21 protein-coding genes and 1 pseudogene are annotated in these 24,117 nt (G+C 65.8%); 11 read left to right on the top strand and 11 right to left on the bottom strand.

All coding sequences use genetic code 11. From position 1 onward, the window contains the following. Positions 1 to 295: integrase core domain-containing protein (locus BMY06_RS15865; protein ID WP_143064422.1), on the top strand; the 295-nt coding region annotated here is incomplete at its 5' end. Positions 296 to 330: 35 nt separating this feature from the next. After that, positions 331 to 1,080 (top strand): annotated as a pseudogene (locus BMY06_RS15870) (ShlB/FhaC/HecB family hemolysin secretion/activation protein); the annotation flags it as partial. Between the two features lie 414 nt (positions 1,081 to 1,494). Here the strand turns inward: BMY06_RS15870 and BMY06_RS15875 are convergent. Continuing rightward, positions 1,495 to 2,769, bottom strand: coding sequence for a S8 family serine peptidase (locus BMY06_RS15875; protein WP_074984083.1), 1,275 nt, complete (start codon positions 2,767 to 2,769; stop codon positions 1,495 to 1,497). Between the two features lie 222 nt (positions 2,770 to 2,991). Here BMY06_RS15875 and BMY06_RS38735 point away from each other — a divergent pair, with 222 nt between their 5' ends. Next, positions 2,992 to 3,300, top strand: coding sequence for a hypothetical protein (locus BMY06_RS38735; RefSeq protein WP_124263259.1), 309 nt, complete (start codon positions 2,992 to 2,994; stop codon positions 3,298 to 3,300). A 90-nt stretch (positions 3,301 to 3,390) separates the two neighbouring features. Here the strand turns inward: BMY06_RS38735 and BMY06_RS39615 are convergent, their stop codons facing one another. Further along, entirely contained in the window at positions 3,391 to 3,540 is a 150-nt protein-coding gene (locus tag BMY06_RS39615) for a hypothetical protein (RefSeq protein ID WP_161495530.1), read from the bottom strand. A 266-nt stretch (positions 3,541 to 3,806) separates the two neighbouring features. Between BMY06_RS39615 and BMY06_RS15880 the strand changes: the two genes are divergently transcribed. Next, positions 3,807 to 4,214, top strand: coding sequence for a hypothetical protein (locus BMY06_RS15880; RefSeq protein ID WP_074984084.1), 408 nt, complete (start codon positions 3,807 to 3,809; stop codon positions 4,212 to 4,214). Positions 4,215 to 4,709: 495 nt separating this feature from the next. On the opposite strand, the gene BMY06_RS15890 is transcribed toward BMY06_RS15880, so the two are convergent. The 4 genes from BMY06_RS15890 to BMY06_RS15905 all read right to left on the bottom strand — a co-directional run bounded on the left by BMY06_RS15890 (position 4,710) and on the right by BMY06_RS15905 (position 11,262). Continuing rightward, complete coding sequence (locus BMY06_RS15890; protein WP_124263260.1) at positions 4,710 to 5,132, bottom strand: YfiM family lipoprotein; 423 nt, start codon at positions 5,130 to 5,132, stop codon at positions 4,710 to 4,712. A 258-nt stretch (positions 5,133 to 5,390) separates the two neighbouring features. Next, positions 5,391 to 6,926 (bottom strand): efflux transporter outer membrane subunit, encoded by a 1,536-nt coding sequence (locus BMY06_RS15895; protein ID WP_124263264.1) that lies wholly within the window; start codon positions 6,924 to 6,926, stop codon positions 5,391 to 5,393. A 20-nt stretch (positions 6,927 to 6,946) separates the two neighbouring features. Continuing rightward, complete coding sequence (locus BMY06_RS15900; protein WP_074984090.1) at positions 6,947 to 10,105, bottom strand: efflux RND transporter permease subunit; 3,159 nt, start codon at positions 10,103 to 10,105, stop codon at positions 6,947 to 6,949. Then, complete coding sequence (locus BMY06_RS15905; protein WP_074984091.1) at positions 10,102 to 11,262, bottom strand: efflux RND transporter periplasmic adaptor subunit; 1,161 nt, start codon at positions 11,260 to 11,262, stop codon at positions 10,102 to 10,104. Before BMY06_RS15905 ends, BMY06_RS15900 begins: the two co-directional genes overlap by 4 nt. A 336-nt stretch (positions 11,263 to 11,598) precedes the next feature. Here BMY06_RS15905 and BMY06_RS15910 point away from each other — a divergent pair, with 336 nt between their 5' ends. Further along, entirely contained in the window at positions 11,599 to 12,231 is a 633-nt protein-coding gene (locus BMY06_RS15910) for a TetR/AcrR family transcriptional regulator (RefSeq protein WP_065064693.1), read from the top strand. Positions 12,232 to 12,250: 19 nt separating this feature from the next. Here BMY06_RS15910 and BMY06_RS15915 read toward each other — a convergent pair whose 3' ends face one another. The 5 genes from BMY06_RS15915 to BMY06_RS15935 form a co-directional block, all read right to left on the bottom strand. After that, the gene (locus tag BMY06_RS15915; protein WP_065064695.1) at positions 12,251 to 12,481 is read right to left on the bottom strand and encodes a DUF2795 domain-containing protein; all 231 of its coding nucleotides are present in this window, start codon (positions 12,479 to 12,481) and stop codon (positions 12,251 to 12,253) included. Between the two features lie 206 nt (positions 12,482 to 12,687). Beyond that, positions 12,688 to 12,954 (bottom strand): hypothetical protein, encoded by a 267-nt coding sequence (locus BMY06_RS15920; RefSeq protein WP_065064697.1) that lies wholly within the window; start codon positions 12,952 to 12,954, stop codon positions 12,688 to 12,690. A 366-nt stretch (positions 12,955 to 13,320) separates the two neighbouring features. Continuing rightward, a complete protein-coding gene (locus BMY06_RS15925; protein ID WP_065064699.1) occupies positions 13,321 to 15,078 on the bottom strand; it encodes a ClcB-like voltage-gated chloride channel protein in 1,758 nt (585 codons plus the stop codon). A 193-nt stretch (positions 15,079 to 15,271) separates the two neighbouring features. Continuing rightward, a complete protein-coding gene (locus tag BMY06_RS15930; RefSeq protein WP_074984093.1) occupies positions 15,272 to 16,006 on the bottom strand; it encodes a glutathione S-transferase in 735 nt (244 codons plus the stop codon). 200 nt (positions 16,007 to 16,206) lie between these two features. Further along, positions 16,207 to 17,298: a YeiH family protein gene (locus BMY06_RS15935; RefSeq protein ID WP_074984095.1), complete on the bottom strand. Its 1,092-nt coding sequence runs from the start codon at positions 17,296 to 17,298 to the stop codon at positions 16,207 to 16,209. 113 nt (positions 17,299 to 17,411) lie between these two features. On the opposite strand from BMY06_RS15935, the gene BMY06_RS15940 reads away from it, so the two are divergent. The 6 genes from BMY06_RS15940 to BMY06_RS15965 all read left to right on the top strand — a co-directional run bounded on the left by BMY06_RS15940 (position 17,412) and on the right by BMY06_RS15965 (position 23,995). After that, a complete protein-coding gene (locus BMY06_RS15940) occupies positions 17,412 to 18,371 on the top strand; it encodes a LysR substrate-binding domain-containing protein (protein ID WP_074984096.1) in 960 nt (319 codons plus the stop codon). A 186-nt stretch (positions 18,372 to 18,557) separates the two neighbouring features. Beyond that, positions 18,558 to 19,361 carry a sugar phosphate isomerase/epimerase family protein gene (locus tag BMY06_RS15945; RefSeq protein ID WP_074984098.1) on the top strand — a complete coding sequence of 268 codons (804 nt, stop codon included), beginning with the start codon at positions 18,558 to 18,560 and terminating at the stop codon, positions 19,359 to 19,361. Between the two features lie 68 nt (positions 19,362 to 19,429). Further along, entirely contained in the window at positions 19,430 to 20,443 is a 1,014-nt protein-coding gene (locus tag BMY06_RS15950) for a sugar kinase (RefSeq protein ID WP_074984099.1), read from the top strand. 142 nt (positions 20,444 to 20,585) lie between these two features. Further along, positions 20,586 to 21,869 carry an MFS transporter gene (locus BMY06_RS15955; RefSeq protein ID WP_074984101.1) on the top strand — a complete coding sequence of 428 codons (1,284 nt, stop codon included), beginning with the start codon at positions 20,586 to 20,588 and terminating at the stop codon, positions 21,867 to 21,869. A 63-nt stretch (positions 21,870 to 21,932) separates the two neighbouring features. Further along, entirely contained in the window at positions 21,933 to 22,898 is a 966-nt protein-coding gene (locus tag BMY06_RS15960; RefSeq protein ID WP_074984103.1) for an NAD(P)-dependent oxidoreductase, read from the top strand. Positions 22,899 to 22,900: 2 nt separating this feature from the next. Continuing rightward, on the top strand, positions 22,901 to 23,995 hold the full coding sequence (locus tag BMY06_RS15965) for a LacI family DNA-binding transcriptional regulator (RefSeq protein WP_074984104.1): 1,095 nt from the start codon (positions 22,901 to 22,903) through the stop codon (positions 23,993 to 23,995). The last annotated feature ends 122 nt before the right edge of the window (positions 23,996 to 24,117 follow it).

Below are 24,117 nucleotides of genomic sequence, written 5' to 3' on the forward strand. Positions count from 1 at the left end.
TCGCTACAGCGAACGTCTGGCCGAAGCGGGCATCGAGCCTTCGGTCGGCAGCCGTGGCGATAGCTATGACAACGCGCTGGCTGAAACGATTAACGGCCTGTACAAGACGGAACTGATTCATCGGCGCGCCCCGTGGAAAACGAAGGAATCCGTCGAACTGGCAACGCTGCAATGGGTGGCCTGGTTCAATCATCATCGACTGATGGAACCGCTCGGCTATATCCCGCCCGCTGAAGCTGAGGCAAACTACTACAGGCAACTCAGAAATACTGCGGATGCGCCTGCTTTAACTTAAACCCAATAGCCTCCACGATTCCCGGCTCGGTTCAGTCGAGCGGCAACGCGCAGAACGTCGCGCTGCGCCTCGCGCGCGTGCTCATGCGCGGACAGGTCGATGTAACCGGAGCCTACGTGCAGCTCGGCAAGCGCTTTGGCGACAGCTTCATCGAGGACATGACGATTCCGGTACAGCACCGCAATAACACGTTTCTTGAGCTGGGCGTGACAAACCGCCATTACTTCGGCGTCTCGCAGTTCGACGGCACGCTTGCCTACCGGCAGGGCATCGGTGGGCTGGGCGCGACGATGGACCCGTGGCCGAACGGTCCGACCTACCGTTTCCATATGGCGGTGCTCGATGCCAATCTGTCGGTGCCGTTCGCGGCAGGCGGCCAGGCGTTCCGGTACGTGACGACTGTTCACGGCCAGTTCACCAACGACGCGTTGTTCTATATCGATGACCTGACCATTGGCAGCCGTTACACCGTGCGCGGGTTTGACGGAGAGACGATGCTGGCGGCGGAGAGGGGCTTTTACTGGCGCAACGAGTTGCAGTGGCCTATCGGCAGCACGGGCCAGGCGCTCTATGCGGGGATCGACTACGGCCACGTCTACGGTCCGGGTACGGCGGTGCTGGCCGGAACCCAGCTCGCGGGAGCGGTGATAGGGCTTCGGGGTGGCATCCCGGCCAGGTACGCCGGGTTCTCGTATGACCTGTTCGTGGGGACGCCGGTCTACAAACCGAAGGCATTCCCCACCGCGAGGTTCACGGTCGGGGTGCAGGCGAGTGCGCAGTTCTAGCAGTGGCCGGGGAACGGCGCGCCGTTCCCTGAGGATGTGTGCGGTGCAACATGGACGGGTACTCTGTCCGGTAACTGACCCAACATCTGATTTTGAAAATTGATTAGTGCACCGGCGTCGTAGTGAATAACGAAATGTACAGCGTATTTTCGAAGGTCATTGGCTTGGAAATTTGGCAGGCGAGGAGTTACCTGACGAAGTTACCTATACAGGCTGTGATCACGTGCCTGCTTGCGGCAGGCGTTTCACAGCGCAACACGCCCGAGTACGAGATCATCAACAAGCACGATAGTCAATAGATCAGGGCGGCACCGCGCCGCGCGCCGAATCCGGGCTCAGCGCCAGCGCCTCCCCGGAGGCGCTGGCGACAGCTTATCGCGCTGCGCAGTCTCCGCTTCATCGAGCCACAGGCGATTATGCAGGCGAGCCGTTAAGCGCTGCCTTGATGTTCAGTACCGACGCTCCCTGCGCCGCGAGTCCGGCACGCGTACCCTTCAACGGCGTGCCGGTACGGACCAAGAGTTTGACCAGCGCATCGACAGACGGCCCCTTGCCAAACTTCTGGCGAAGGACAGCGAATGCTCCGGCCACCTGAGGAGCCGCGAACGATGTGCCCCAAACGTAGAAGGAGCCGGAGTCCGCCCAGGGGGCAAGTACCAGATCACCACTCTTAAAATTACCCGTTCCTACGGGAGCAAACAGGCTGACTCGTTGAGATATGTTCGTATAGTTGGTTGGCGTCGCAGGCGTCACGATACTTGTCGCTCCCACAGGAATGACGTTGCTGCCGCAGTTCCATGTGCCGGTTCCGTTCACGGCATCATTGCCAGCCGCCATCACCACTGCAACGCCCTTTTTCTTGAGCACGGCTGCCGCTGCGTCGATTCTGTCGCCGCCGCCGCCCGTCGCGCACGGCGACGTGCCTGCTATCGAGCTGCCGTTGGCGGAAATACTGACGGCGACAATTTTCGACCCGACATCCGCACGGGGCAGCAGCGCCCTGTTGACATACTCGAGCGCGTCCACGACTGAATTGATCGGCCACCCCTGCGAAACATTGGTACCCCTCCCGCCACCGACCTTGAGCGTGATGACATTCGCCCCCGGTGCCACGCCCGTATAGGTCATCTTGTAACCCCCATCCCATCGCAGGGTAGGTTGGCCGACGACGATTCCCGCCGTGGCGGAGCCGTGGAAGTAATGACAATACTGAGGTTTTGATGGATTGTTCGTGTCGCGGCAGGTGTTGTCGGGCGCGTCCATAGGCTTCGAGGAGCCACTCAGCGAACTGAAGAAATAGCCCGCCGACGGGTTGCCAGGCAAGGGGCGGGGTATCCAGGTCGTGGTCTTGCAAAGGCTCGGAAACGTCGCGTTCAGCGCCTCACCAAAGCAGGCTTCGACAGGAATCTTGCTCTTGCCCTTCGCATCCTTGAATACCGGATTGCGCGTGTCGAATGCTCCGTCGATGACGACGACGATATACCCCGTTCCGTCGTATGTCTTGCCGCTGCTGGCCTTGTACTTGCCATCCAGCGAACCACCGAGGTTATAGGGGATGGTCGCCGTCGAGGGCCATCCAGACGGATAGGCGAGCGCTCCGGTACTCGACATCATGATCGCGACCAGCAGACAGGCGGATTTCGCTGCACTTAATCTGTCGTCGTGCGGAGAATTCACGGGAATTTGCATGACTTTCCTGATTTATTTTTCGATGTTTGAGAGAGGGCGGCACGGGACGTACCGGCGTCAAGCGTAGGGGGGCAGGGGACGCCTTAACCATGAGAAATATCTGAAATCGCGGTAGAGATAACCGTATGCGCAATGATTCAGTGATCAGGCATCCTATGTATCTACACTGTCGGACAGAGCGCTCCTATACTCAGTTTTCCAACTGAAAAATTCCCGTTACCGATGAAACCGCATTTTCAAACCCTGCGCTGTGGCGCATTTACCATTCTCGTGGCCGTGTTCCTCAGTGGCTGCGGCGATGGTGGCGGCGCTCCAACCTCCGTCACCACCAGCGCTTCCACGCAGGCTGCTTCACCAGTTGAGCATGCTGAACCCGACATCAGCGCAAAGAGCGAGGACCGAACTGCCGAGACAGTCGGCGCGAAAGACACCGACGACGAATCGGCGAACACCACGGAACCATCCAGCTCACCCATCGAGCACAACTATGGCCGGGTTACTGCAGACGACGGCGTGCATGCGGAACCGTGACGGTCAGCCCAACCGCCGCTTGCTCACCGGCACCCGCGAGCGGTCGATCACCTCTTCTTCCGGCACCACGTGGGCGACGTGCAGGCACAGTTACTGGAACGCCTCGCACACGTGGTTCGTCGGCCCCTTCATCGGCTCGTTCGCGTAGTTCAGTCCCGTGATCGTCGTCGCGCGCAGCTTGCGGTAGACGTAGCTATGCCCCAGCCCGTCGATGAGCATCGCGCATTTCGGATCGATCACGCTTGAGCATGGTGGTTTTCAGCTTCGCGTAGGTCGCGCGCGATACAGAGCCTGAAGCGCCGCCCCTTCGACGCTCAGGCGGCTGGCGCTTTACGCGCAGCAAGCCGTCCATGTATGCGCTGACCGACTTGCCGTCGCCCGGTGAGCCTGCAATCGCCTTGATGAAGGTAGTGCTGCAAGGGAAGCGCAAAACCGTGGGCGAGGGTATGTCGTCGATGGCAGGGGTATCATTCGCGACTCAATCCAAACAAAACAGGTGATGCACCTTGAGCTATGACCTGATGGTTTTTGAAGCGACGCGCGCGCCAGTAGAGCCGGAAGCATTCATGGCGTGGTATCGCGAACAGACCCAATGGACCGAGGACCATGGCTACAACGATCCTGCCATCAGTTCCGACGCACTGCGAAACTGGATGATGGACATGATCCAGATGTTCCCTGCCATGAATGGACCGCTCGCGCCAGAAGTCGATCCTGAAGACGAAGCACTGCTGACGGACTATTGCGTGGGTCGCGATGTGATCTATGTGGCCTTCGCCTGGAGCAAGGCAGAACTAGCCTACGCGACCATGTTTGATCTTGCGGCGCGCCACGGCGTAGGCTTTTTTAATGTCAGCTCTGGCGTGGACGAAACCTGGCTTCCCGAAGGCGAAGGCAAACTTAAACAGCTCTAAGTGGGGCGGCAATTCAATCACGTTATCCCTACGCCGTGAGGTGGAAGGCAGAATTTTACCCGTCACATGCTGCATGCCTCGTATGCCCTGGGGGATGTTGAAGATCACACGCCCGCCACCCTCGGCGTTGCCTTTCTCCGTGGCGGGATCGAGCAGGGCATAGTGCGCCAGAGACTCGAAGATGCGATGGCGCAACGCTGCATCGGTATTTGTGTCCTTGGCCAGCCCGTACACATTGGGCAGCAAATACTCGGCTAGCTGAGAAACCGGCACAACGCCACACGCACGATCTGCTGCATGGGCCCGTGCGTCGTGCGAGATCGCGCGCAGCTCATCCAGCAGCTCCTGCGGCAGGTACTGGCGGTAGGTGGCATTGCGGTACCGGCCGGCCATCGGGTCTCCCTGTCGTTCTGGCTCGCGCTGCAAGCCACTTGTTCCGCACGCTCAGAGGTCGAGCGCACCGGCGCTCAACAGCCGCGCAAGGCAGATTGCGCCTCAAAACACGCTGTCGTATCGCAGACCGAAGGTTTGGCTATGCGTTGTACGCGAGAACATCAACCCCCAGTGCGTGAGCCACGCGCCTGTGAGCGCGCCGAGCGCGTCCGCGAACAGGTCCTTGTACGAGAATCCGTCGCTGCGGCAGGTGCCGTCGAACGCCTCTTTCAGCAAGCCCGGCACCGTGCCGATCAATGTGCCGTAGATCACCGGATGTCCGGTATCGCGCGCGAGCCAGCCACCGATTGCACCGAATGGCGCGGACAAGCCGAAGTGTTCGAGCTTGTCCGTGCCGGTCCAGCTATCGTGGTTCTGGAAGCGAAAGCCGCCACGCGAGCCGGCGCAATCGATGCCTGCGTACGCCGCGTGACTGACGGCGATGAGCAGCGCGAGCGAGATCGTGTATCGGAAGAAGGCAGTCATGGTCGTCATGCTCGAGGTTGTGGTCCGCGGACGCGACCATGCACGCGATGCGACGATGCACAGCCCACGCCCTTAAACGCTCCGATCAGTCATTATTTTTATCAGCATCACTAATGAATTATTTTGCGATGAGCTGATGTGACGGGGAGTGTAGCAGCCACATCCCAAAAAGAGTCCTGCGATTTTTCTGACAGAAAAACGTGAAAAGCGCCTGTTTCAGGCGCTTTTCAACGAATCATGCGAAACGCGGGGTGCGTATCAGTTGCTCACCGCGGAGGCCGATGCAGCGGCATCGGCGGCCGCTTTCGGAGAAGAAACGGGATTGTCCGACGGCGGGGTGCCCATCGCCTGAAACAGCGCCGCCGTGTCGGACAGACGCGCGCCGCGATAACGAATCTCGTCGAGACGCGCATTGCGCCATTGCTGCTCGCTTTGGCGCACGGCGTAGTAGGGCAGCGCGCCGAGCTTGTAGCGCGCGTTGGTGTCGTCGTAGACGCCTTGGGCGGCCTGCGCCGAGGTGCTCGCCGCATCGAGCGCCTGCGCGTCGTGCTCCAGCGAGGCGAGCCGGTCGGCCACGTCCTGGAACGCCGCCAGCACGGTCTGCCGGTACGACGCGTTGGCCGCATCATAGGTCTGCAGCGCCGCGCGCCGCTGCGCGACCAGCGCGCCGCCGTGAAAGATCGGTTGCGTGAGCGAGGCGCCGATCGCCCACAGCGCGCCTACGCCCGACGTGACCACCGGCCAGCTGAAGCCCGCCTGCCCGAGGCCCGCCGAGAGCGTGATGCTCGGGAACATCTGCGCCGTCGCCGCGCCCACGTCGGCGGAAGCGGCGATCAGCGCCGCGCTCGCGGCCTCGATGTCGGGACGCGTTTTCAGCAGTTCCGACGGCACCACCACCGGCACCTGCTGCGGCAGATGCAGGCTCGCGAGATCGAGATCGGGCGGCGCATTGTCGGGCGTGCGGCCGAGCAGCACGGCGAGCGCGTGGCGCATCGCCGTCCATTGCTGACGCAGTCCCGGCAGGTTGGCCGCCAGCGACGCCGCGCTCTGCTGCGCATTCAGCAAATCGGTGTGCGACACGGCGCCGAGCGCGTAGCGTTTCTGCATTTCGTCGGCTTGCGCGTTGGCGAGCGCGATCAACTGCACGGTCGTGTCGATCTGCGCATGCAGCGTGGCCGCGCCCAGCGCACTCGCGACGATGTTGGCGGCCAGCGCGCGTCGCGCCGACTCGAACTGAAACACCTGCATGTTCACGCGCGAGGCGAGCGCCGCGTTGTTCAGGCGCGTCGCGCCGAACAGGTCGAACGAGTACCGCACTTCGACGAGCCCCGCGAACACGTCGTACTGGAGCTTGTCGATGCCGAGTTGCGGTATGCCGGGCGCGCGCTGGCGCTGCGCGGTGCCGAGTGCATCGACGGTCGGCAGCATCGAACTGCCGATCTGACCGCGCAACTGTTCCTTCGCGGCTTGCAGGCTGTGATCGGCCGCGGTGAGATTCGGGCTGTTCGCGAGGCCTTCCTCGACGAGCGCATCGAGCTGCGGCGAGTCGTAGAGCGTCCACCACTGCGGCACCGGCTGCGCGCCCACATCGAACTGCTGCGCGACGCCTTGCGCGGCGACCGTCTGCGCCGCTTGCGGCTCGGCGCCGTAATGCGCGGGCTGCGGCATCGCGGGCGGCTTGCCGTCCGGTCCCCACGAACAGGCGCTCGCGAGCAGCGCCGCCAGGGCCGCCGCGCTCAGGCGCAGGCGCGAGGCAGCGGCCGTGCGCCGGGCCGCGCGTACGGCCTCGCCCATCTTCGTCGGCGTGGAAATGGTCATGATGCTTTCCCCGCGTTCGCTTGAGGCTGGTCGGTTTCGCTGCTGCGCACGCGGAACGCGGTCGCGTACAACGCGGGCAGGAAGAACAGCGTGAGCACCGTGGCGCTCGTGATGCCGCCCATCAGCGCGGTGGCCATCGGCCCGAAGAAGTTAGAGCGCACGAGCGGAATGAGCGCGAGCACGGCGGCCGCCGCCGTCAGCATGATCGGGCGGAAACGCCGCACGGTCGCGCCCACGATGGCGTCGAAGCGCGGATGCCCCGCGCGGATATCCATCTCGATCTGATCCACGAGAATCACCGAGTTGCGCATGATGATGCCGAACATGGCGATCACGCCGAGCATCGCGACAAAGCCGAACGGCTCGTTGAACAGCAGCAGCGCGACGGCCACGCCGATCAGCCCGAGCGGCGCCGTCAGCACGACCATCATCACGCGCGACAGACTTTGCAACTGGATCATCAGCAGCGTGAGCACGGCGATCACGAGTATCGGCAACTGCGCGTAGATCGACGTCTGGCCTTTCATGCTTTCCTCGACCGAGCCGCCCACTTCGATCCGATAACCCGTCGGCAGCGTGGCCTGGATCGACTTGAGCGTTTTCTGCAACGCATGGGTGACGTCGATCCCTTGCGCGCCCTGGCGCACATCGGACTGCACGGTGATGGTGGGCTGCCGGTCGCGCGACCAGATCACGCCGTATTCGAGCGTGTTCTCGAGATGCCCGAGCGCGCCGAGCGGCACCGGGCCGTTCGGCGTGGGCATGGCGAGCGAGAGCATGTGCGCGGGATCGACGCGCTCGTTGGGCGGCGAGCGCAGATCGACGCTGATGAGCTTGTCGCGCTCGCGATACTGCGTGACGGTGTAGCCGGAGTAGGTCATCTGCAGGAAGTTGGCGACATCCTGCGAACTCACATTGAGCGCGCGCGCCTTCTGCTGATCGATCTCGAAGTGCAGCGAGCGTTCGGCCGGTTCGTCCCAGTCGAAGCTGACGTTTTCGGTGCGCTTGTCGGCGCGCATGGCCGCGGCCACGCGATCGGCGATGCCGCGCACGGTCGCGATGTCGTCGCCGCTCACGCGGAACTGCACCGGATAGCCGACGGGCGGCCCGTTCTCCAGCCGCGAAAGACGCGTGCGCACCGCCGGAAAATCGTTGCGCAGTTTGGTTTCGAGCCATTCGGCCAGCTTCTCGCGATCCTTCACCGACTTCGCCGTGATGACGAACTGCGCGAAATTCGGCTGCTGCAATTGCTGGTCGAGCGGCAGATAGAAACGCGGTGCGCCGGTGCCGACGAAGTCGATCGAATGATCGATTTCCGGACGGCCCTTGAGCGCTTCTTCGAGTCGCTTCGTCTGGCGCAGCGTCGCGTCGAACGATGCGCCTTCGGGCAGCCGCACGTCGACGAGCAGCTCGGGGCGATCGGAACTCGGGAAGAACTGCTGCGGGATCAGCGTGAAGCCCGCGAGCGCCACCACGAACAGCACCAGCGTGAGCCCGAGCACGACGAAGTTGCGCTCGATGCACCAGCCGATCCAGCCGCGCAGCCGATGGTAGAAACGCGTGTCGTAGATGTCGTCTTCGTGATGCTCGTCGTGCGGCGCATTGGCGTCACGCTTGCGCTCGGGCAGCAGGCGGTAGCCGAGCAGCGGAATCAGCACCACGGCCGCGAACCACGACGCGATCAGCGCAATCGCCGACACCTGGAAAATCGAGCGCGTGTATTCGCCCGTGCTCGACTTCGCCAGCACAATCGGCAAAAAGCCCGAGACGGTCACGAGCGTGCCGGTGAGCATCGGGAACGCCGTGCTCGTGTACGCGAAAGCGGCGGCGCGCGTGCGGTTCCAGCCCTGCGCGAGCTTCACGGCCATCATTTCGACGGAGATGATCGCGTCGTCGACGAGCAGGCCGAGCGCGAGCACCAGCGTGCCGAGCGAGACCTTGTGCAGGCCGATGTCGAACAGAAACATCACGAGCGCGGTGACGGCCAGCACGATCGGAATCGTGATGACGACCACCATGCCCGTGCGCACGCCCAGCGAGACGAGGCTCACGACCAGCACGATGCCGACGGCTTCGGCCACGGCTTCGACGAAGTCGTCGACGGAATGCGAGACCGCGTCGGGCATGCTCGACACTTCGGTAAGCTTGAGGCCCGCGGGCAGTTCGGCGCGCAAGGTGTCGATACGGGCGTCAAGCGCTTTGCCGAGCCGGATCACGTCGCCGCCCGGCTGCATTGTGATGCCGATGCCGAGCACGGCCTTGCCGTCGTAGCGCATCTGCGTGGCGAGCGGATCGTCGTAGCCGCGCCGGATCGTGGCGATGTCGCCGAGCCGGAAGTTGTGGCCGTTCACGGTGATGAGCGTGTCGGCGAGCGTCTTGAGGTCGGTGAACTGGCCGCTCGGGCGCACGAACACACGGTCGTCGGCGGTGGTGAGCGTGCCCGAGGCCGCGACGCTGTTCTGCGCGCCGATCACCTGGCCGATCTGCGTAGGCGAAATGCCGAGGCGCGTGAGCTGCGCGTTCGGAATTTCGATGTAGATGCGCTGGTTCGGGTCGCCGAAATAATCGACCTTGCCCACGTCCTTCAAGCGCAGCAGTTCCTCGCGCAGCTTGTCGGCGTAGTCGTGCAGTTGCGCGGGCGAGAAGCCGTCGCCTTCGAGCGTGTAGATGTTGGTGTAGACGTCGCCGAATTCGTCGTTGAAAAACGGGCCTTGCACGCCTTGCGGCAGCATCGGCGCGATGTCGCCGACCTTCTTGCGCACCTGATACCACGTTTCGCGCACCTCGCTGACGGGCGCGGAATCCTTCATCGTGAAGAACACCAGCGACTCGCCCGGACGCGAATAGCTGCGCAGGAAGTCGATATACGGCGTTTCCTGGAGCTTGCGGCCGATGCGGCTCGTGACTTCGTCCTCGACCTGGCGCGCGGTCGCGCCGGGCCAGAAGGTCTGGATCACCATCACGCGGAACGTGAAGGGCGGATCCTCGGACTGCGAAAGACGCGTGTACGAGAGCGCGCCGAAGATCGTCGCGAGCGCGATCACGAAGATCACCAGCGCCTGATGGCGCAGCGCCCAGGCGGAGAGATTAAAGCGGCCTTCCTGATGATCCGCGCCTGGCTCGCGGTCGTGTTCCTGCTCGGGCACCTCGCTCATGACGCGAAGTCCTCGGGATGCAGCGGCGCAATCGGGTGCACTTTTTCGCCGACGGTGACCGTGTGCACGCCTTGCACGACGACGCGCTCGCCGTCCTTGAGGCCGTTCGTCACGGTGATGGTGCGCGCGTCGTAGCGCGAGACGCTCACGCGGCGCAGTTGCAGCACGTTGTCCGCGCCTTGCACGATCCAGAGCGCGGGCGCGTTGCCGTCGTGGAAGAGGGCGGTGGCCGGGACCGTGTATGCGTCCTGGGGCGCGTTGTTCGCGTTGTTTGCCGCCAGCGCGACGTTCGCGGTCATGCCGAGACGCACATCGGCGTCGGGATGTTCGAGCGTGAGCTTGACGCGCCACGTGCGGCTTTGCGGATCGGCGGCGGCCGCGAGTTCGCGCACGTTCGCGGCATAGCGGCGGCCCGGCAGCGCGGGCAGCGTGACCTGGGCCGTATCGCCGGTATGCAGGCCCGCGATGGCGTTTTCCGGCAGATCGCTCACCACGTCGATCTCGCCGGTCCAGGCCAGTTGATAGACGGCTTGCCCCGCCTGCACGTTCTGGCCGGTGTCGGCGTTTTCGGCGGTGATCACGCCCGCGTGGTCGGCAACCAGCTGCGTATAGCGGCGCTGATCCTGCGCGAGCGCGAGCTGCTGTTTGGCCTGGTCGCGTTGCGCGAGCGCCGACGCATACGCGTCCTGGGTCTGCTCGAACTGCGCGCGGGCGATGAGGTTGGCTTGCGACTGGGCGGTGTCGCGATCGAGCTGCTGCTTGGCGAACACGTAGCGATGCGCCGCGGCGTCGTACTGCGCCTGCGCGCTCGCGGCGTTCTTGTCGTAATCGCCCGGATCGAGACGCGCGAGCACCTGGCCGGGCTTCACGCTGTCGCCTAGCCGCACGTTGCGCTCGATGATCTTGCCGTTCACGCGGAACGACAGCGGCGTGGCGTTGCGCGACTGCACGGTACCCGGATAGCTGGCGCTCGCGCCGTGCGCGTCCGGATGCACGGTCATCGACACGACCGGGCGCGGACCGGGCGCGGCGGCCTCGTGCTTGCCGCAAGCCGCGAGGCCCGCGAGCGCGCAGCACGCGGCGACGCCCGCAAGGCGGCGCACGGCCCGGCGCAGAGTGGAAGGGGATTCGACGAAAACGGGGCACTGCCCGCGCATCCTGCTCGATGCGCCACGACCGCAACGATTCACTTGGACCTCGACACGCCTGGAACGCGCGCCGGGCCGGATCGAATGCACCGGACACGCCGCGCCGCCGCTGAGTCTGTCCGCGCGTGGCGCGGGACGCGCCTCGATGTCTCCTCCGCTGCGCGTCAACCGATCTCAGATGATGGTTTGCATTCTAATACAACGTTGTATCTGAATACACGATTGAATCCGAAGAATGATTCAGTGCTAGACTTCGGCGATCGCCTTTCCATCCGGGACGCATCGTTCCGGCGACGTTTTCCATCGAGGTCCCCACCTCGTTTCTCGCATCGTTATCGACACGCCATGGCACGCCAGACCACCGGGCGCAAGCGCCTTACCCGCGAAGAAAGCCGCGACCAGACGCGCGAGCGCCTGCTCGACGCCGCGCAGGCCATGTTCATGAAGAAGGGTTTCGTGGGCGCGAGCGTGGAAGACATCGCGGTCGCGGCCGGCTACACCCGCGGCGCGTTCTACTCGAACTTCGGCAGCAAGGCGGAATTGCTCGTGGTGTTGCTGCGGCGCGATCACGAAGCGATGGAAGGCGAGCTGCGTTCGATCTTCGAAACGCCCGCCTCGCGCGAGGAAATGGAAGCGCGCGTGCTGACTTTCTACAGCCGCTTGCCGCAGGACAACAAGATGTTTCTGCTGTGGGTGGAAGCCAAGCTGCTCGCGGCGCGCGACGCGCGTTTCCGGGCGCGCTTCAACGCCTTCATGAAGGAAAAGCGCGAGCGGCTCGGCGCGTATATCGCGGAGTTTTCGGCGCGCGTCGGCACGCCGGTGACGATCGCGCCCGATCTCATGGCGCTCGGGCTGATGGGCCTGTGCGACGGCGTGCAGTTTCTCGCCACGGCCGATCCGCAGCATGTAACGCCGCCGGTGGTGGAGGAAGTGCTGGGCCGCTTCTTCGCGCGCGTGGTCTTCGGTCGCGACGCCTGACGCGTGCGCGCGGCGTGCCTCAAATGCCGAGGCCAGGGCCGTAGTTGCTGCCGATGAGCGCCGTGACCGCGGCCACGTCGCGGTAATCCTGCTCGGGCATGCCGTCGAGAATCGCCAGCACCTCGTTGCTGGCGCCCGCCGCGCGTGCGGCGTCCACGAGATCGTCCTTGTTGGCGGGCCAGCGCACTTCGCGCAGGACGTCGGTGAACTGGAGGTCGATCGGTTCTTCGGGGAGGCGGGAGGCGGACATGCGTTGAATCCTTGCTGAACGGGCTGAAGTGTCGGAAATCGGTTCAATGGCGGTTTCTGGATACGGCCCGGCCATCCAGCCGGAGCCGATCAGATATGCGTTTCGGTCCACGGGCGTCGCGGCTCAAGCATACACAATCCACGTCGAAACCCGCCGCAGGGTGCGCGGCCGCCCGCCGCCCGTTTCAGCCCACGCGGGCGCGCGGCTCAGGTCTGCAGATGCACGTCGGGCGTGAGCGCGTGATCGAGACGGTGCGATTTGGGCAGGGTCAGATATTCCCAGCGCTGCGTGCTCGTGGCGGCGGGCACGTCGGGCGCGGGTGGCGCGACGGGCACGTCGGCCATCGGAGAGCGTGTGGACGGCTCCATCGCGTGTGCGCTGGCGCGGTCGATCTGGGCATCATGCGTGTGCACCGGCGCGGCAAAACACGACGCGGACAGCAACACAGTGGTCAACAGCGTCGAGGTTTTCATCGCTCGACCTCCTTTCCTCATGCGGCCCGAAGGCCACAGCAAGTGCCGTACCGCGACAGTGCGCCCCTGCGTCCGTGCGATGCGGCGACCGCGTGCCGAAGGCGCGCCGACGATGGCAAACATCACGGCAACCCCAGCAGCGAAGCGGCTCAGCGCGGCGCGTGCGAACGGCGGGCGAGGCGGCCTGTGCGACGAGGGGCCGGCTGGAGAAACCGGCTGTGACCGCCGGCCCGCGCACACGCGCGAGCGACCTGCTCATAATGGCAGCAAAAGCCTGCGCGCGTCGCGAACGCGCGTGCTTTTTTCATCGATCGGTCTGCAAAACGCGAGAGGCGAGGCGCTACAGGCGCGCACCGCCACGCGGCCTCAGCGCTCGGCGTTCAGCCGCTGATACGCATCGAGCAGCGATGTCTTATAGACCACGCCCGCGAGTTTGGGCTGTTGCGCGCTTTCGATCACCGGCAGACGCTCGCCCTGAAACGACATGAAATGCTGCAACGCAACAGCGAGCGGCATGTCGGGCGTCAGCACGTCGAACGAAGCCTTGAGGTAGTCGCAGGCATGTTTGTTCGAGGTATCGCGCTTTTGCAGCAGGTCGTTCGTGATGTCGGCGAGCGCGACTGCGCCGAGGAAGCGGCCGTCGTCGTCGGTCACGTAAAGATACTTGACCGGATATTCGAGGAACACGCGCGTCATTTCCTGCACCGTCGCCCCGGCGCGCACGACCGTGTCGGCGGGGCGCACGAGTTCGCGCATCTGCGTGGCGCGCAGGCGCAGACGCTCGGCTTCCTCGCGATTGCGATGCAGCGTGATTTCGTACATCGACTTCTTGCCGGTCGCGCGCGCGACGAAGTACGCGACCACGCAGGACAGCATCAGCGGCAGCACGACCTGATAGCTGAGCGTCATTTCGAAGATCATCAGGATCGCCATCAGCGGCGCCTGGGTCGCGCCCGCGAGGAACGCGCCCATGCCGACCATCGCATACGCATACGGCGCCGACGTGCCATGCGGCCACAGCGCATGCATGCCCTGGCCGAACAGGCAGCCCACCACCGCGCCCATGAACAGCGTCGGGGTGAACACGCCGCCGACCGCGCCCGAGCCGACTGTCGCCGCCGTCGCCATCAGCTTGAAGACGAGCACCGCCGCGAGCGCGGTCCACGTCCACGGCGAATGCAGGATCGAATTCACCACGCTGTAGCCGTTGCCCCAGACTTCGGGCGTCCACACCGAAATCACGCCGCAGACGAGGCCGCCGAGTGCGAGTTTCGCGGGCAGCGGAATCGCCAGCTTGCCGAAGCCCGCCTTGGCGACGTCGAGCAGCGAGAGAAAACGCGGCGCGAGCACGCCGCACAGCAGCCCGAGCGCGACGAACAGCAGCACCTCGATGCCCGTCACGGGCGGAAACACCGGCATCTCGTACGGCGGCTTGTAGCCCGCGAACTCGCGCATGGTGATGTTGGCGACCACGGAAGAAACCACGATCGGCCCGAAGCTCTCCATCACGATCGAGCCGAGCACGATTTCGGTGACGAAGAACGCGCCCGCGATCGGCGCGTTGTACGCCGAGGTGATACCGGCCGCCGCGCCGCACGCCACCAGCAGACGCAGCCGCTGCGGATCGAAGTGCACCCAGCGGCCGATCAGCGAGGCGGCCAGCGCGGCGAGTTGCACCATCGGGCCTTCGCGGCCGATCGAGCCGCCGCTCGCGATGGTGAACAGCGACGAAACGCTGCGCCAGATGCTTTTGCCGACCGGCATCACGCCGTCGCCGATCGCCACGGCTTCCACGTAGTCGGTGTGGATCGGCTTGCTGCCGCCGCCTGCGGCGTCGCCCGCCGAACTGCGCTTGGCGACGAGCAGCAGACAGCCCGCGATAAAGCCGCCCGCCGCGGGCAGCCAGATGCGCGTGTGCCACGGCAGACGGCGCGCCATCTCGACGAAGCTGCCTTCGCTGCCCGTGAACAGAATCTGCAGATGCGCGATGCCTTCGCGAAACAGCACGGTCGCAAAAGCACCGGCCACGCCGACGATGACCGACCAGATCAGCATCGTGTGGGCGTCGGAGAGGCGAAAGAGATCGCGGGCGCGGGTGCGCAGTTTCAGCAGGAATGACAGCACGGCAGGCAGACGGATTGAACAGGTGAACAGGATCGCACGCGCGCGGGGCGGCGTGCATGCGAAAGCGTCGATAAAGCGAGGATAACGTCGCGGCGGCGCGCGGGCGTCGCGAACGCCGGGGCCGCACAGCGCGCGGCATGCGCTGCGTCAGCCCGATAGCAGGCGGGCGGGCGCCGGCAGCGCCGCCTGGCGTTCAGCGCACGGCGTGGTCGAGTTCCGGGTAGTGCCGGAAAATGCCGGTCTCGTTGAACGGCAAACGCCGCTCCGAAGCCAGATACGCGGCGATGTGCGGGCGCGCCGCCACGGCGTCGTGCAGCGCGACCACGTGCGGATAGTAATCGGCGAAATGTTTCGTGGCCTTCGGAAACGCGTAGCGCAGCCCTTCGACGATCTGGAACATCGAAAGATCGACGTAACTGAGCGCGTTGCCGACCATGTGGCGCGGCCCGTCCGGATTCTGCGCCAGCACGCGCTCGAAATAGCCCATGAATTTCGGAATGCGATGCGCGATGAAATCCTTCGAGCGCGCCTTCGCCTCGTCTTTCTGGTCCTCGTAATAGAGGCCGCCCGCGATCGGATGATGCGTGTCGTGTGCTTCGGTCACCAGATCGGCGATCGTCAATTGCAAGCCGTTCGCAATGATCCGCAGACCCTCGTCGCGCGGCGCGAGCTTGAGCTTCGGCCCAAGGTAGAACAGGATGTTGGCCACGTGCGGCACGATCAGCTCGCCGTCCTTCAGAAACGGCGGCGCGTAGGGCGGATACGGGTCGTCGCTGTCCAGTTCGGCCATCATCGCGCCGATGCCCTGGCCATCGTCCTTCGAGCCGCGCGCCACGTCGATATACGGCGCCTTCGCTTCTTCCAGCGCGAGCCGCACGAATTCGCCCCGGCCTTGCAGGCCGTCCCAGTAATACAGTTCGTATGCCATCGGTCGTCCCCCTGGTCGAGCCGCCGCCTGAACGTCGGGCGGCAGTGGACAGTATGGCTCGCAACCGGCGCGCCTGGATTGCGCGTGCCCCCGGCGCACAAACGCCAAAAGCCCCGCGGCGGGCGGGGCTGACGGCGCTGTTGGCGCTGACGGGAAGGGCGGCGCGGGCGGCTCCCGCTCGGCCGCGGATCATGCGCGGGTCATCCGAACAGACGCTCCACGCCCCAGGTGATCGCGAGGCCGCCGAGCGTCAGCCACACGTAGAGGATGAACCCCGTCGTCAGCGCACGCGGACCGGCCTGGCGGATCTGCGAGACGCGCGTTTCGATGCCGAGCGCGGTCATGGCCATCGTGAGCGCGAAGGTGTCGAGCGTGTTCAGCGTCGAGGTGGCCGCTTCGGGCAGTACGTGCAGCGAATTCACCACCACCAGCGCGAGGAAGCCGAGCGCGAACCAGGGCACCGCGAGCTTGCGGGCGCCGTGGTGCGCTTCGTGCTGCGCACCGTGCGTCTTGCTGGCGACGGCCTGGCGCGCCGAGCGGTTCAGCCACACGCCGAGCACGAGCAGCACCGGCACGAGCAGCATGACGCGCGTCATCTTGACGATGGTGGCGATATGCGTGGCCTCGGGGCTCACGTTGCTCGCCGCGCCCACGACCTGCGCGACTTCGTGGATCGTGCCGCCGAAGAACAGGCCCGCGCCGACCGTGTCGAGATGAAGCCAGCCCGCGCGGTACAGCAGCGGATAGAGGAACATCGAGAGCGTGCCGAACAGCACCACGCTGCCCACGGCCATCGCGCTCTTGTGCGGCTTCGATTGCAGCGTCGACTCGAAGGCGAGCACGGCGGCCGCGCCGCAGATCGCGCTGCCCGCCGCCGTCAGAATGGCGGTGTCGCGATCGAGCTTCATGACTTTCATGCCGACCCACGTGCCGATCACGAGCGTGCTCACGACGATGGCGACCGACTCGACGAGCCCCGGCACGCCCACCTGCGCGATTTCCTGCAGGCTCACGCGCAACCCGAAGAAGGCGACGGCGATGCGCAGCAGCTTGCGCGCCGAGAAGTTGACGCCGGCGGCCCAGCTTTCGGGCATGCCGTCGCGCAAGGCGTTGCCGTAGACGGCGCCCGCGACGATGCCGACGATCAGCGGGCTCAGGCCCAGATTGGCGATGGCGGGCAGCGCGGCGACGCGCGTGACGGCGGCCGCGAACAGGGCGACGAACAAGACGCCGTTCAGTTGGCCGCGTGTAGACGACGGGGAATGCGCAAGCGTGGTCGATGGGGTGGACATGACGGTTATCCAGTTAAGTATCGAGCGAATGCGCTAATCCTAATTTAGATATAACGATATGAATAATCGTCATTTACGAAGTAAAATATAGGTCAACCTTATAGATCTAAGCCATGACCCCGGAGCAACTGATAACGTTCGCCGCCGTCGCGGAGCACCGCAACATCAGCCGTGCCGCGCTGGCGCTGCATCTGTCGCAGCCCGCCGTGTCGGGGCAATTGCGGCTGCTGCAGGAGGAATTCGGCGAGCCGCTGTATCAGCGCGACGGCCGCGGCGTGCGGCTCACGCCTACCGGCGAGCAGCTCGCGGCCTATGCGGCGCGCCTGCGCGACACCTGGCGCGACGCTCAGGCGTTCCGTGACGCGCTGCGCGGGCTCGAACGCGGCACGCTGCGCATCGGCGCGAGCACCACGCCCGCGAGCTACCGGCTGCCGTATCTGGTCGCGGCGTTTCACCGGCGCTATCCCGACGTCAAGCTCGAAACCGCGAGCGGCAACACCTCGGACGTCGTCGCCATGCTCGGCCAGCTCGATATCGCGCTGGTGGAAGGGCCGGTGGGCGAGCAGTTGCCCGCCGATACCGCCGTGCACCCGTGGCACGAGGACGAGATCGTGGCCATCGTGCCGCGCGGGCATCCGCTGATCGCACAACTCGATGAACGCGAAGGCGCGACTGCCACACCGTCACCGACACCGCCGCGCTGCGACTTGAGCGCGTTCGCCGACTGGCCGCTGGTGCTGCGCGAGGACGGCTCGGGCGTGCGTCAGCTCGTCGAGCGCGCGTTCGCGCGCGCCGCCGTGCCCATGCGCGTCGCGCTCGAAATCGCGGGCGTGGAGGGCGTGAAAGAGGCCGTGCGCGCGGGCATGGGCATCGGTTTCGTCTCGGCGATGTCGATGCGCCACGAAGACGGCGCGCTGGGGCAGATCCGCATCGGCCCGGAACCACTGGCGCGGCGCTTTTCGATCCTCGTGCCGCACGCGGGCGCGGCTTCGCGGGTCGCCCAGCGCTTTCTCGAACTCTGTCTGCTCGATACGCCCGATGACGGCAGCGCGGCGGCCAGGTTCCCGCCCTGACTTAGGGGATTTCCACAATGGCGTCGCGCGGCGCGTCGGCGCACTATCCCGCCATCGATCAGGCGCTTCACGCGCCTTTTTTCGGGACTGAATTGGAACCGGTTCCAAAGCAAATATGAAGCAATGAGAAAGGGTGCCGGATCGCGCGAAACGCGCTCCGGCCGGCCCGGAAACAGGAAGACGACGATGGCGGAAGTGGCAATTGTGGCGAGCGCGTTCGGCGCCGGGGCGATCCGGCGAGACGGACACGCGACGTGGCTGAAGGTCGCGAACGCGGGCGGCGCGCACGCTTTCGAGGTGCGGCGCGAATTGATGGACGACGCCGACGCCAGCCTCGACGCGCTGCGCAGCCTCGGCACGGCATTTGCGAACGCGCAGATGTGGTCCGTGTGGTCGACGCCCGATTCGCTCTACGCCGAGGACGGCGCGCTCGACGCATCCGCGCTGCGCGAGGCGGTGGCGTGCGCTCAGGCGCTCGGTGCGCGGTTCGTGAAGCTTCAGCTCGGCGGTTTCGCCGGCGACGCGCACGCGGCGCATCTGGCCGACGTGCTCGCGGAACTGGGCGCGAAGGCCGCAACGAACGTCGTAGCAAGCGAAACGCGTTTGCCGCGCGTGGTCGTCGAAAACGGCCAGCTTGAAATGGGCGGCCGTCTCGCGCAATTCACCGGGCTGTTTCGCGCGCTGCGTGCGAGCGGCCACGACGGGCTGCTTGGCATGACGTTCGATATCGGCAACTGGCAATGGACCGGCGAAGCGCCGCTGATGGCCGCCGTGGCGCTCGCGCCGCACGTCGAGTACATCCACTGCAAGGCCGTGCAGGGCGAGGGCGCGCGGCGCTTCCCCTGCGCGCCCGCCGCCGACGATCCGCTGTGCCGCGCCGCACTCGCGCGCCTGCCGTCGGACGTGCCGCGCGGCATCGAATTTCCGTTCGACGAGACGCGCCTCGCCGACGACGCCGCGCGCTACGTGAGCTGGCTCGGCGCCGCCTGAAGCGCGCCTCAAAGCACACCTCAACGCACACGAACGGCCCGCATTCTCTCCATTCAGGAACGCATTCCATGAACCACTCACTCGATGTCATCACTTACGGCGAGGCGATGGCGATGTTCGTCGCCGCCGAAACCGGTCCGCTGCACGGCGTCGCGCAGTTCACGAAGCGCGCGGCGGGCGCCGAACTCAACGTGGCGACCGGCCTCGCGCGCCTCGGCTTCAAGGTGGGCTGGATGAGCCGCGTCGGCGACGACTCGTTTGGCCGCTTCGTGCGCGCGGTGCTCGAACAGGAAGGCATCGACACGCAATGCGTGGCCACCGACGAGCGCTTTCCCACCGGTTTCCAGCTCAAGTCCCGATGCGACGACGGCAGCGATCCCGCCATCGAATATTTCCGTCGCGGCTCGGCGGCGAGCCATTTGTCGATCGGCGACTTCAAGCGCGGCTACGTGCTCGGCGCGCGCCATCTGCATCTGAGCGGCGTCGCGCCCGCGATCTCCGCCACCTCGCGCGAACTCGCGTTCCTGCTTGCGCGCGAAATGCGTGAAGCGGGCCGCACGATCAGCTTCGACCCGAACCTGCGCCCGACGCTGTGGGGCTCCGAAGCCGAGATGGTCGCGACGCTCAACGAACTCGCGCGGCTCGCCGACTGGGTCTTGCCTGGCGTGAACGAAGGCCGCATTCTCACGGGCTCGGACGATCCCGCGCTGATCGCGCGTTTCTATCTGGAGCGCGGCGCGCGCGGCGTGGTCGTGAAGCTCGGCGCGGAAGGCGCGTACTTCGAGACCGCCGAGGGCGCGTACGGCCACGTGCAGGCGCAGCCGGTGGAGAAGGTGGTCGATACCGTGGGCGCCGGCGACGGTTTCGCCGTGGGCGTGGTCAGCGCGCTGCTCGAAGGCCGCACGCTGCCCGAAGCGGTGGCGCGCGGCAACCGCATCGGCGCGCTCGCGGTGCAGGTGATCGGCGACTCGGAAGGCTTGCCCACGCGCGCGCAGCTCGACGCGCTCGAAGCGCAGGAAGCGCAGGAAGCGCAGGAAACGCCCGCTACTGTCGATCTCACCGATACCGCTCACGCCGCATAAAACACGCCACACCTCGCATCACTACGAAGCAGCCTGAAACGGCAAAAGCCGGGCGCAATTGAACCGCCGCCCGGCAGCCATCCGCCATGCAGGGGGCCGCACGAGGCGCAGCCGCGCCCGATGCGATCAACAGGAGACATCGATGACCTCAACCTCGCTCGCACCGCGCCGCTGGTGGGCGATCATGCCGATCGTGTTCATCACGTACAGCCTCGCGTATCTCGACCGCGCGAATTACGGCTTCGCGTCGGCGGCCGGCATCAATCGCGACCTGGGCATCAGCCCGGCGCTCTCGTCGCTGATCGGCGCGCTGTTCTTTCTCGGCTACTTCTTCTTCCAGATTCCGGGCGCGGTCTACGCCGAACGCCGCAGCGTGCGCAAGCTCGTGTTCGTGAGCCTCGTGTTGTGGGGCGGCTGCGCGGCGCTCACCGGCATCGTCTCCAACATTCCCTCGCTGATGGCGATCCGCTTCGTGCTCGGCGTCGTCGAGGCCGCGGTGATGCCCGCGATGCTCATCTACATCAGCAACTGGTTCACCAAGAGCGAACGCTCGCGCGCGAACACCTTCCTGATCCTCGGCAATCCGGTCACGGTGCTGTGGATGTCGGTGGTCTCGGGCTATCTCGTGCACGCGTTCGGCTGGCGTCATATGTTCATCGCCGAGGGCGTGCCCGCCGTGGTGTGGGCCGTGTGCTGGTGGTGCCTCGTGCGCGACAAACCCGCCCAGGTGACGTGGCTCTCGAACGACGAAAAGCGCGCGCTCGACGCCGCGTTCCGCGCCGAACAGGCCGCCATCAAGCCGGTCAAGAATTACGCCGAAGCGTTTCGCACGCCGGCGGTCATGCTGCTTTCGGCGCAGTACTTCTGCTGGAGCATCGGCGTGTATGGTTTCGTGCTGTGGCTGCCGTCGATCGTGAAGAACGGCTCGGCGCTCGGCATGGTCGAAACGGGCTGGCTCTCGGCATTGCCGTATCTCGCTGCTACCATCGCGATGCTCGCGGCGTCGTGGGCGTCGGACAAGCTCGACAATCGCCGCGCCTTCGTGTGGCCGTTCCTGCTGGTCGGCGCGCTCGCCTTCGCGGGTTCGTACGCGCTCGGCACGACGCACTTCTGGTTTTCGTACGCGCTGCTGATCGTGGCGGGCGCGGCGATGTACGCGCCGTATGGCCCGTTCTTCGCGATCGTGCCGGAGCTGCTGCCGAAGAACGTCTCGGGCGGCGCGATGGCGCTGATCAACAGCATGGGCGCGCTCGGTTCGTTCGTGGGCTCGTACGTGGTCGGCTATCTGAATGGCGCGACCGGCTCGCCTGCGGCATCCTATGCGTTCATGAGCGCGGCGCTGGTGGCCGCGGTGGGTCTCACGCTCGCCGTCAAGCCGCAGCGCGACGACGCGGCTGGCTATGCCGCGCCAGTACATGGAAAATAACGCTTTCAAGAACATCGTCACACCGTCCCGACCGCATTGAAGCATTCGAGAGATAGCGCACCTATGAAGCAGAAAATCGTTGCCTACAAAGCCTTGCCCGACGACGTCACCGCGTATCTGCGCGAGCACGCCGAAGTCGAATTCGTCGATGGCAACAACGCCGAAGCGCTCGCCGCCGCGCTCAAGGACGCCGACGGCGCGATCGGCGCGAGCGTGAAGGTGACGCCCGCGATGCTCGACGGCACGCGCATCAAGGCACTGTCGACCATCTCGGTCGGCTTCGACCAGTTCGACGTCGCCGATCTCACGCGACGCGGCATCGTGCTCGCGCACACGCCCGACGTGCTGACCGAATCGACCGCCGACACCGTGTTCTCGCTGATCCTCGCGAGCGCGCGGCGCGTGGTCGAACTGGCCGACTGGGTGAAGGCGGGCCACTGGAAGGGCAGCATCGGCGCGCCGCAATTCGGCGTGGACGTGCAGGGCAAGACGCTCGGCATCGTCGGGCTCGGACGCATTGGCGGGGCGGTCGCGCGGCGCGCGGCGCTGGGCTTCAACATGAACGTGCTCTACACCAACCGCAGCCCGAACGAGACGGCCGAGCGCGAGTATGGCGCGCGCCGCGTCGAACTCGACACGCTGCTCGCGGAGTCGGATTTCGTCTGCCTCCAGGTGCCGCTGACCGACGCCACGCGTCACATGATCGGCGCGGAGCAGTTCCGCAAGATGAAGAAGAGCGCGATTCTGATCAACGCGTCGCGCGGCGCGACCGTCGACGAACCGGCGCTGATCGCCGCGCTCGAAGCGGGCACGATTCACGGCGCGGGGCTCGACGTGTTCGATCAGGAACCGATCGATCCGGCTTCGCCGCTGCTGCGCTTGCCGAACGTGGTGGCGCTGCCGCACATCGGCTCGGCCACGCACGAAACGCGTCACGCGATGGCGCGCAACGCCGCCGAAAACCTCGTCGGCGCGCTCGCGGGCACGCTGCGCAACAACATCGTCAATCGCGAGGTGCTCGCGCGATGAGCATGGGCGTGGACGGCGGCCATCGAGACACTCAGGCAGACCCGCACGCAGACGCCCCGGCGGCCGCGCCGCGCCGCGCGACGATCAGCGACGTGGCGCGCGAGGCGGGCACCGGCAAGACCAGCATTTCGCGCTATCTGAACGGCGAGTTGTCGGTGCTGTCGCCCGATCTGCGCGCGCGCATCGAAGCCGCCATCGAGCGCCTCGACTACCGGCCCAACCAGATGGCGCGCGGCCTCAAGCGCGGCCGCAACCGTCTGCTCGGGCTGCTGCTCGCCGACCTCGCCAATCCGTATTCGGTCGAAGTGCTGCAAGGCGTGGAGTCGGCGTGCCATGCGCTCGGCTACATGCCGCTGATCTGCCACGCCGCCAACGAAGTCGACATGGAGCGGCGCTATCTGCAACTGCTGACGACGTATCGCGTGGAAGGCGTGATCGTGAATGCGCTCGGCGTGCGCGAGTCGATGCTCAAACCGGTCGGCAGCGGCGGCATTCCGGCCGTGCTGGTGGACCGCACCGTCGATGGCCTCGACGCCGACGTGGTCGGTCTCGACAATGCGGCGGCCGTGCGTCTAGGCGTCGAGCATCTGCTCGAACGCGGCTACGACGACCTCGTCTTCGTGGTGCAGCCGTTCGAGCACGTGAGTTCGCGGCGCGAGCGCGAAGCGGCGTTTCGCCACGCGACGCACGACGCGCAGCACGCCAAAACCGTCGCGCACGCGACCCAGGTACTCGATCTGCGCGAGGAAGACGCGGTCGCGCCCGCGCTCGACGCACTCGACGCGCATCTCGCCCAGGCCGCGAAGCGTGGCGCGCGCTGCGCGCTGTTCGCGGCGAATGCGCCGGTCGCACTGCGCCTCGCGCTGCATCTGAAAGCGCGCTTCGGCGCGCAATGGCCGCAGCAAGTCGGCCTGATCGCCATCGACGATCCCGAATGGGCCGAACTCGCCGGCATCACGACGATCCGCCAGCCGACACGCGAGATCGGCTATCGCGCCGTGGAATTTCTGCACGAGCGCATCGAAGGCGCGGCGCCCGCCGCGCGCGCGGCGGCGTTTCCCGGCGAACTCGTCGTGCGCGCGTCGACGCTCGGCTGAACGCCGCAGCGCCCGGACAAAAAACGCGCGCGACGCGCCATGGGCGCGCAGCCGGGGCTGCGCGAGCCGCCCGATATCTGCGATGATTCGGGCTGCGGCGCGCGCCCGGCGCGCCGGATGTC

Origin of the sequence: Paraburkholderia tropica, assembly GCF_900109265.1 — a bacterium.
Taxonomy (GTDB): domain Bacteria; phylum Pseudomonadota; class Gammaproteobacteria; order Burkholderiales; family Burkholderiaceae; genus Paraburkholderia; species Paraburkholderia tropica.

Excerpts from the sequence above, each read along its gene's own strand:
- BMY06_RS15875 (WP_074984083.1), bottom strand. The coding sequence starts at position 2,769 with ATGCAAATTCCCGTGAATTCTCCGCACGACGACAGATTAAGTGCAGCG.
- BMY06_RS38735 (WP_124263259.1), top strand. The coding sequence starts at position 2,992 with ATGAAACCGCATTTTCAAACCCTGCGCTGTGGCGCATTTACCATTCTC.
- BMY06_RS15890 (WP_124263260.1), bottom strand. The coding sequence starts at position 5,132 with ATGACTGCCTTCTTCCGATACACGATCTCGCTCGCGCTGCTCATCGCC.
- BMY06_RS15895 (WP_124263264.1), bottom strand. The coding sequence starts at position 6,926 with ATGGGCGAGGCCGTACGCGCGGCCCGGCGCACGGCCGCTGCCTCGCGC.
- BMY06_RS15900 (WP_074984090.1), bottom strand. The coding sequence starts at position 10,105 with ATGAGCGAGGTGCCCGAGCAGGAACACGACCGCGAGCCAGGCGCGGAT.
- BMY06_RS15905 (WP_074984091.1), bottom strand. The coding sequence starts at position 11,262 with ATGCGCGGGCAGTGCCCCGTTTTCGTCGAATCCCCTTCCACTCTGCGC.
- BMY06_RS15910 (WP_065064693.1), top strand. The coding sequence starts at position 11,599 with ATGGCACGCCAGACCACCGGGCGCAAGCGCCTTACCCGCGAAGAAAGC.
- BMY06_RS15915 (WP_065064695.1), bottom strand. The coding sequence starts at position 12,481 with ATGTCCGCCTCCCGCCTCCCCGAAGAACCGATCGACCTCCAGTTCACC.
- BMY06_RS15920 (WP_065064697.1), bottom strand. The coding sequence starts at position 12,954 with ATGAAAACCTCGACGCTGTTGACCACTGTGTTGCTGTCCGCGTCGTGT.
- BMY06_RS15930 (WP_074984093.1), bottom strand. The coding sequence starts at position 16,006 with ATGGCATACGAACTGTATTACTGGGACGGCCTGCAAGGCCGGGGCGAA.
- BMY06_RS15935 (WP_074984095.1), bottom strand. The coding sequence starts at position 17,298 with ATGTCCACCCCATCGACCACGCTTGCGCATTCCCCGTCGTCTACACGC.
- BMY06_RS15940 (WP_074984096.1), top strand. The coding sequence starts at position 17,412 with ATGACCCCGGAGCAACTGATAACGTTCGCCGCCGTCGCGGAGCACCGC.
- BMY06_RS15945 (WP_074984098.1), top strand. The coding sequence starts at position 18,558 with ATGGCGGAAGTGGCAATTGTGGCGAGCGCGTTCGGCGCCGGGGCGATC.
- BMY06_RS15950 (WP_074984099.1), top strand. The coding sequence starts at position 19,430 with ATGAACCACTCACTCGATGTCATCACTTACGGCGAGGCGATGGCGATG.
- BMY06_RS15955 (WP_074984101.1), top strand. The coding sequence starts at position 20,586 with ATGACCTCAACCTCGCTCGCACCGCGCCGCTGGTGGGCGATCATGCCG.
- BMY06_RS15960 (WP_074984103.1), top strand. The coding sequence starts at position 21,933 with ATGAAGCAGAAAATCGTTGCCTACAAAGCCTTGCCCGACGACGTCACC.
- BMY06_RS15965 (WP_074984104.1), top strand. The coding sequence starts at position 22,901 with ATGGGCGTGGACGGCGGCCATCGAGACACTCAGGCAGACCCGCACGCA.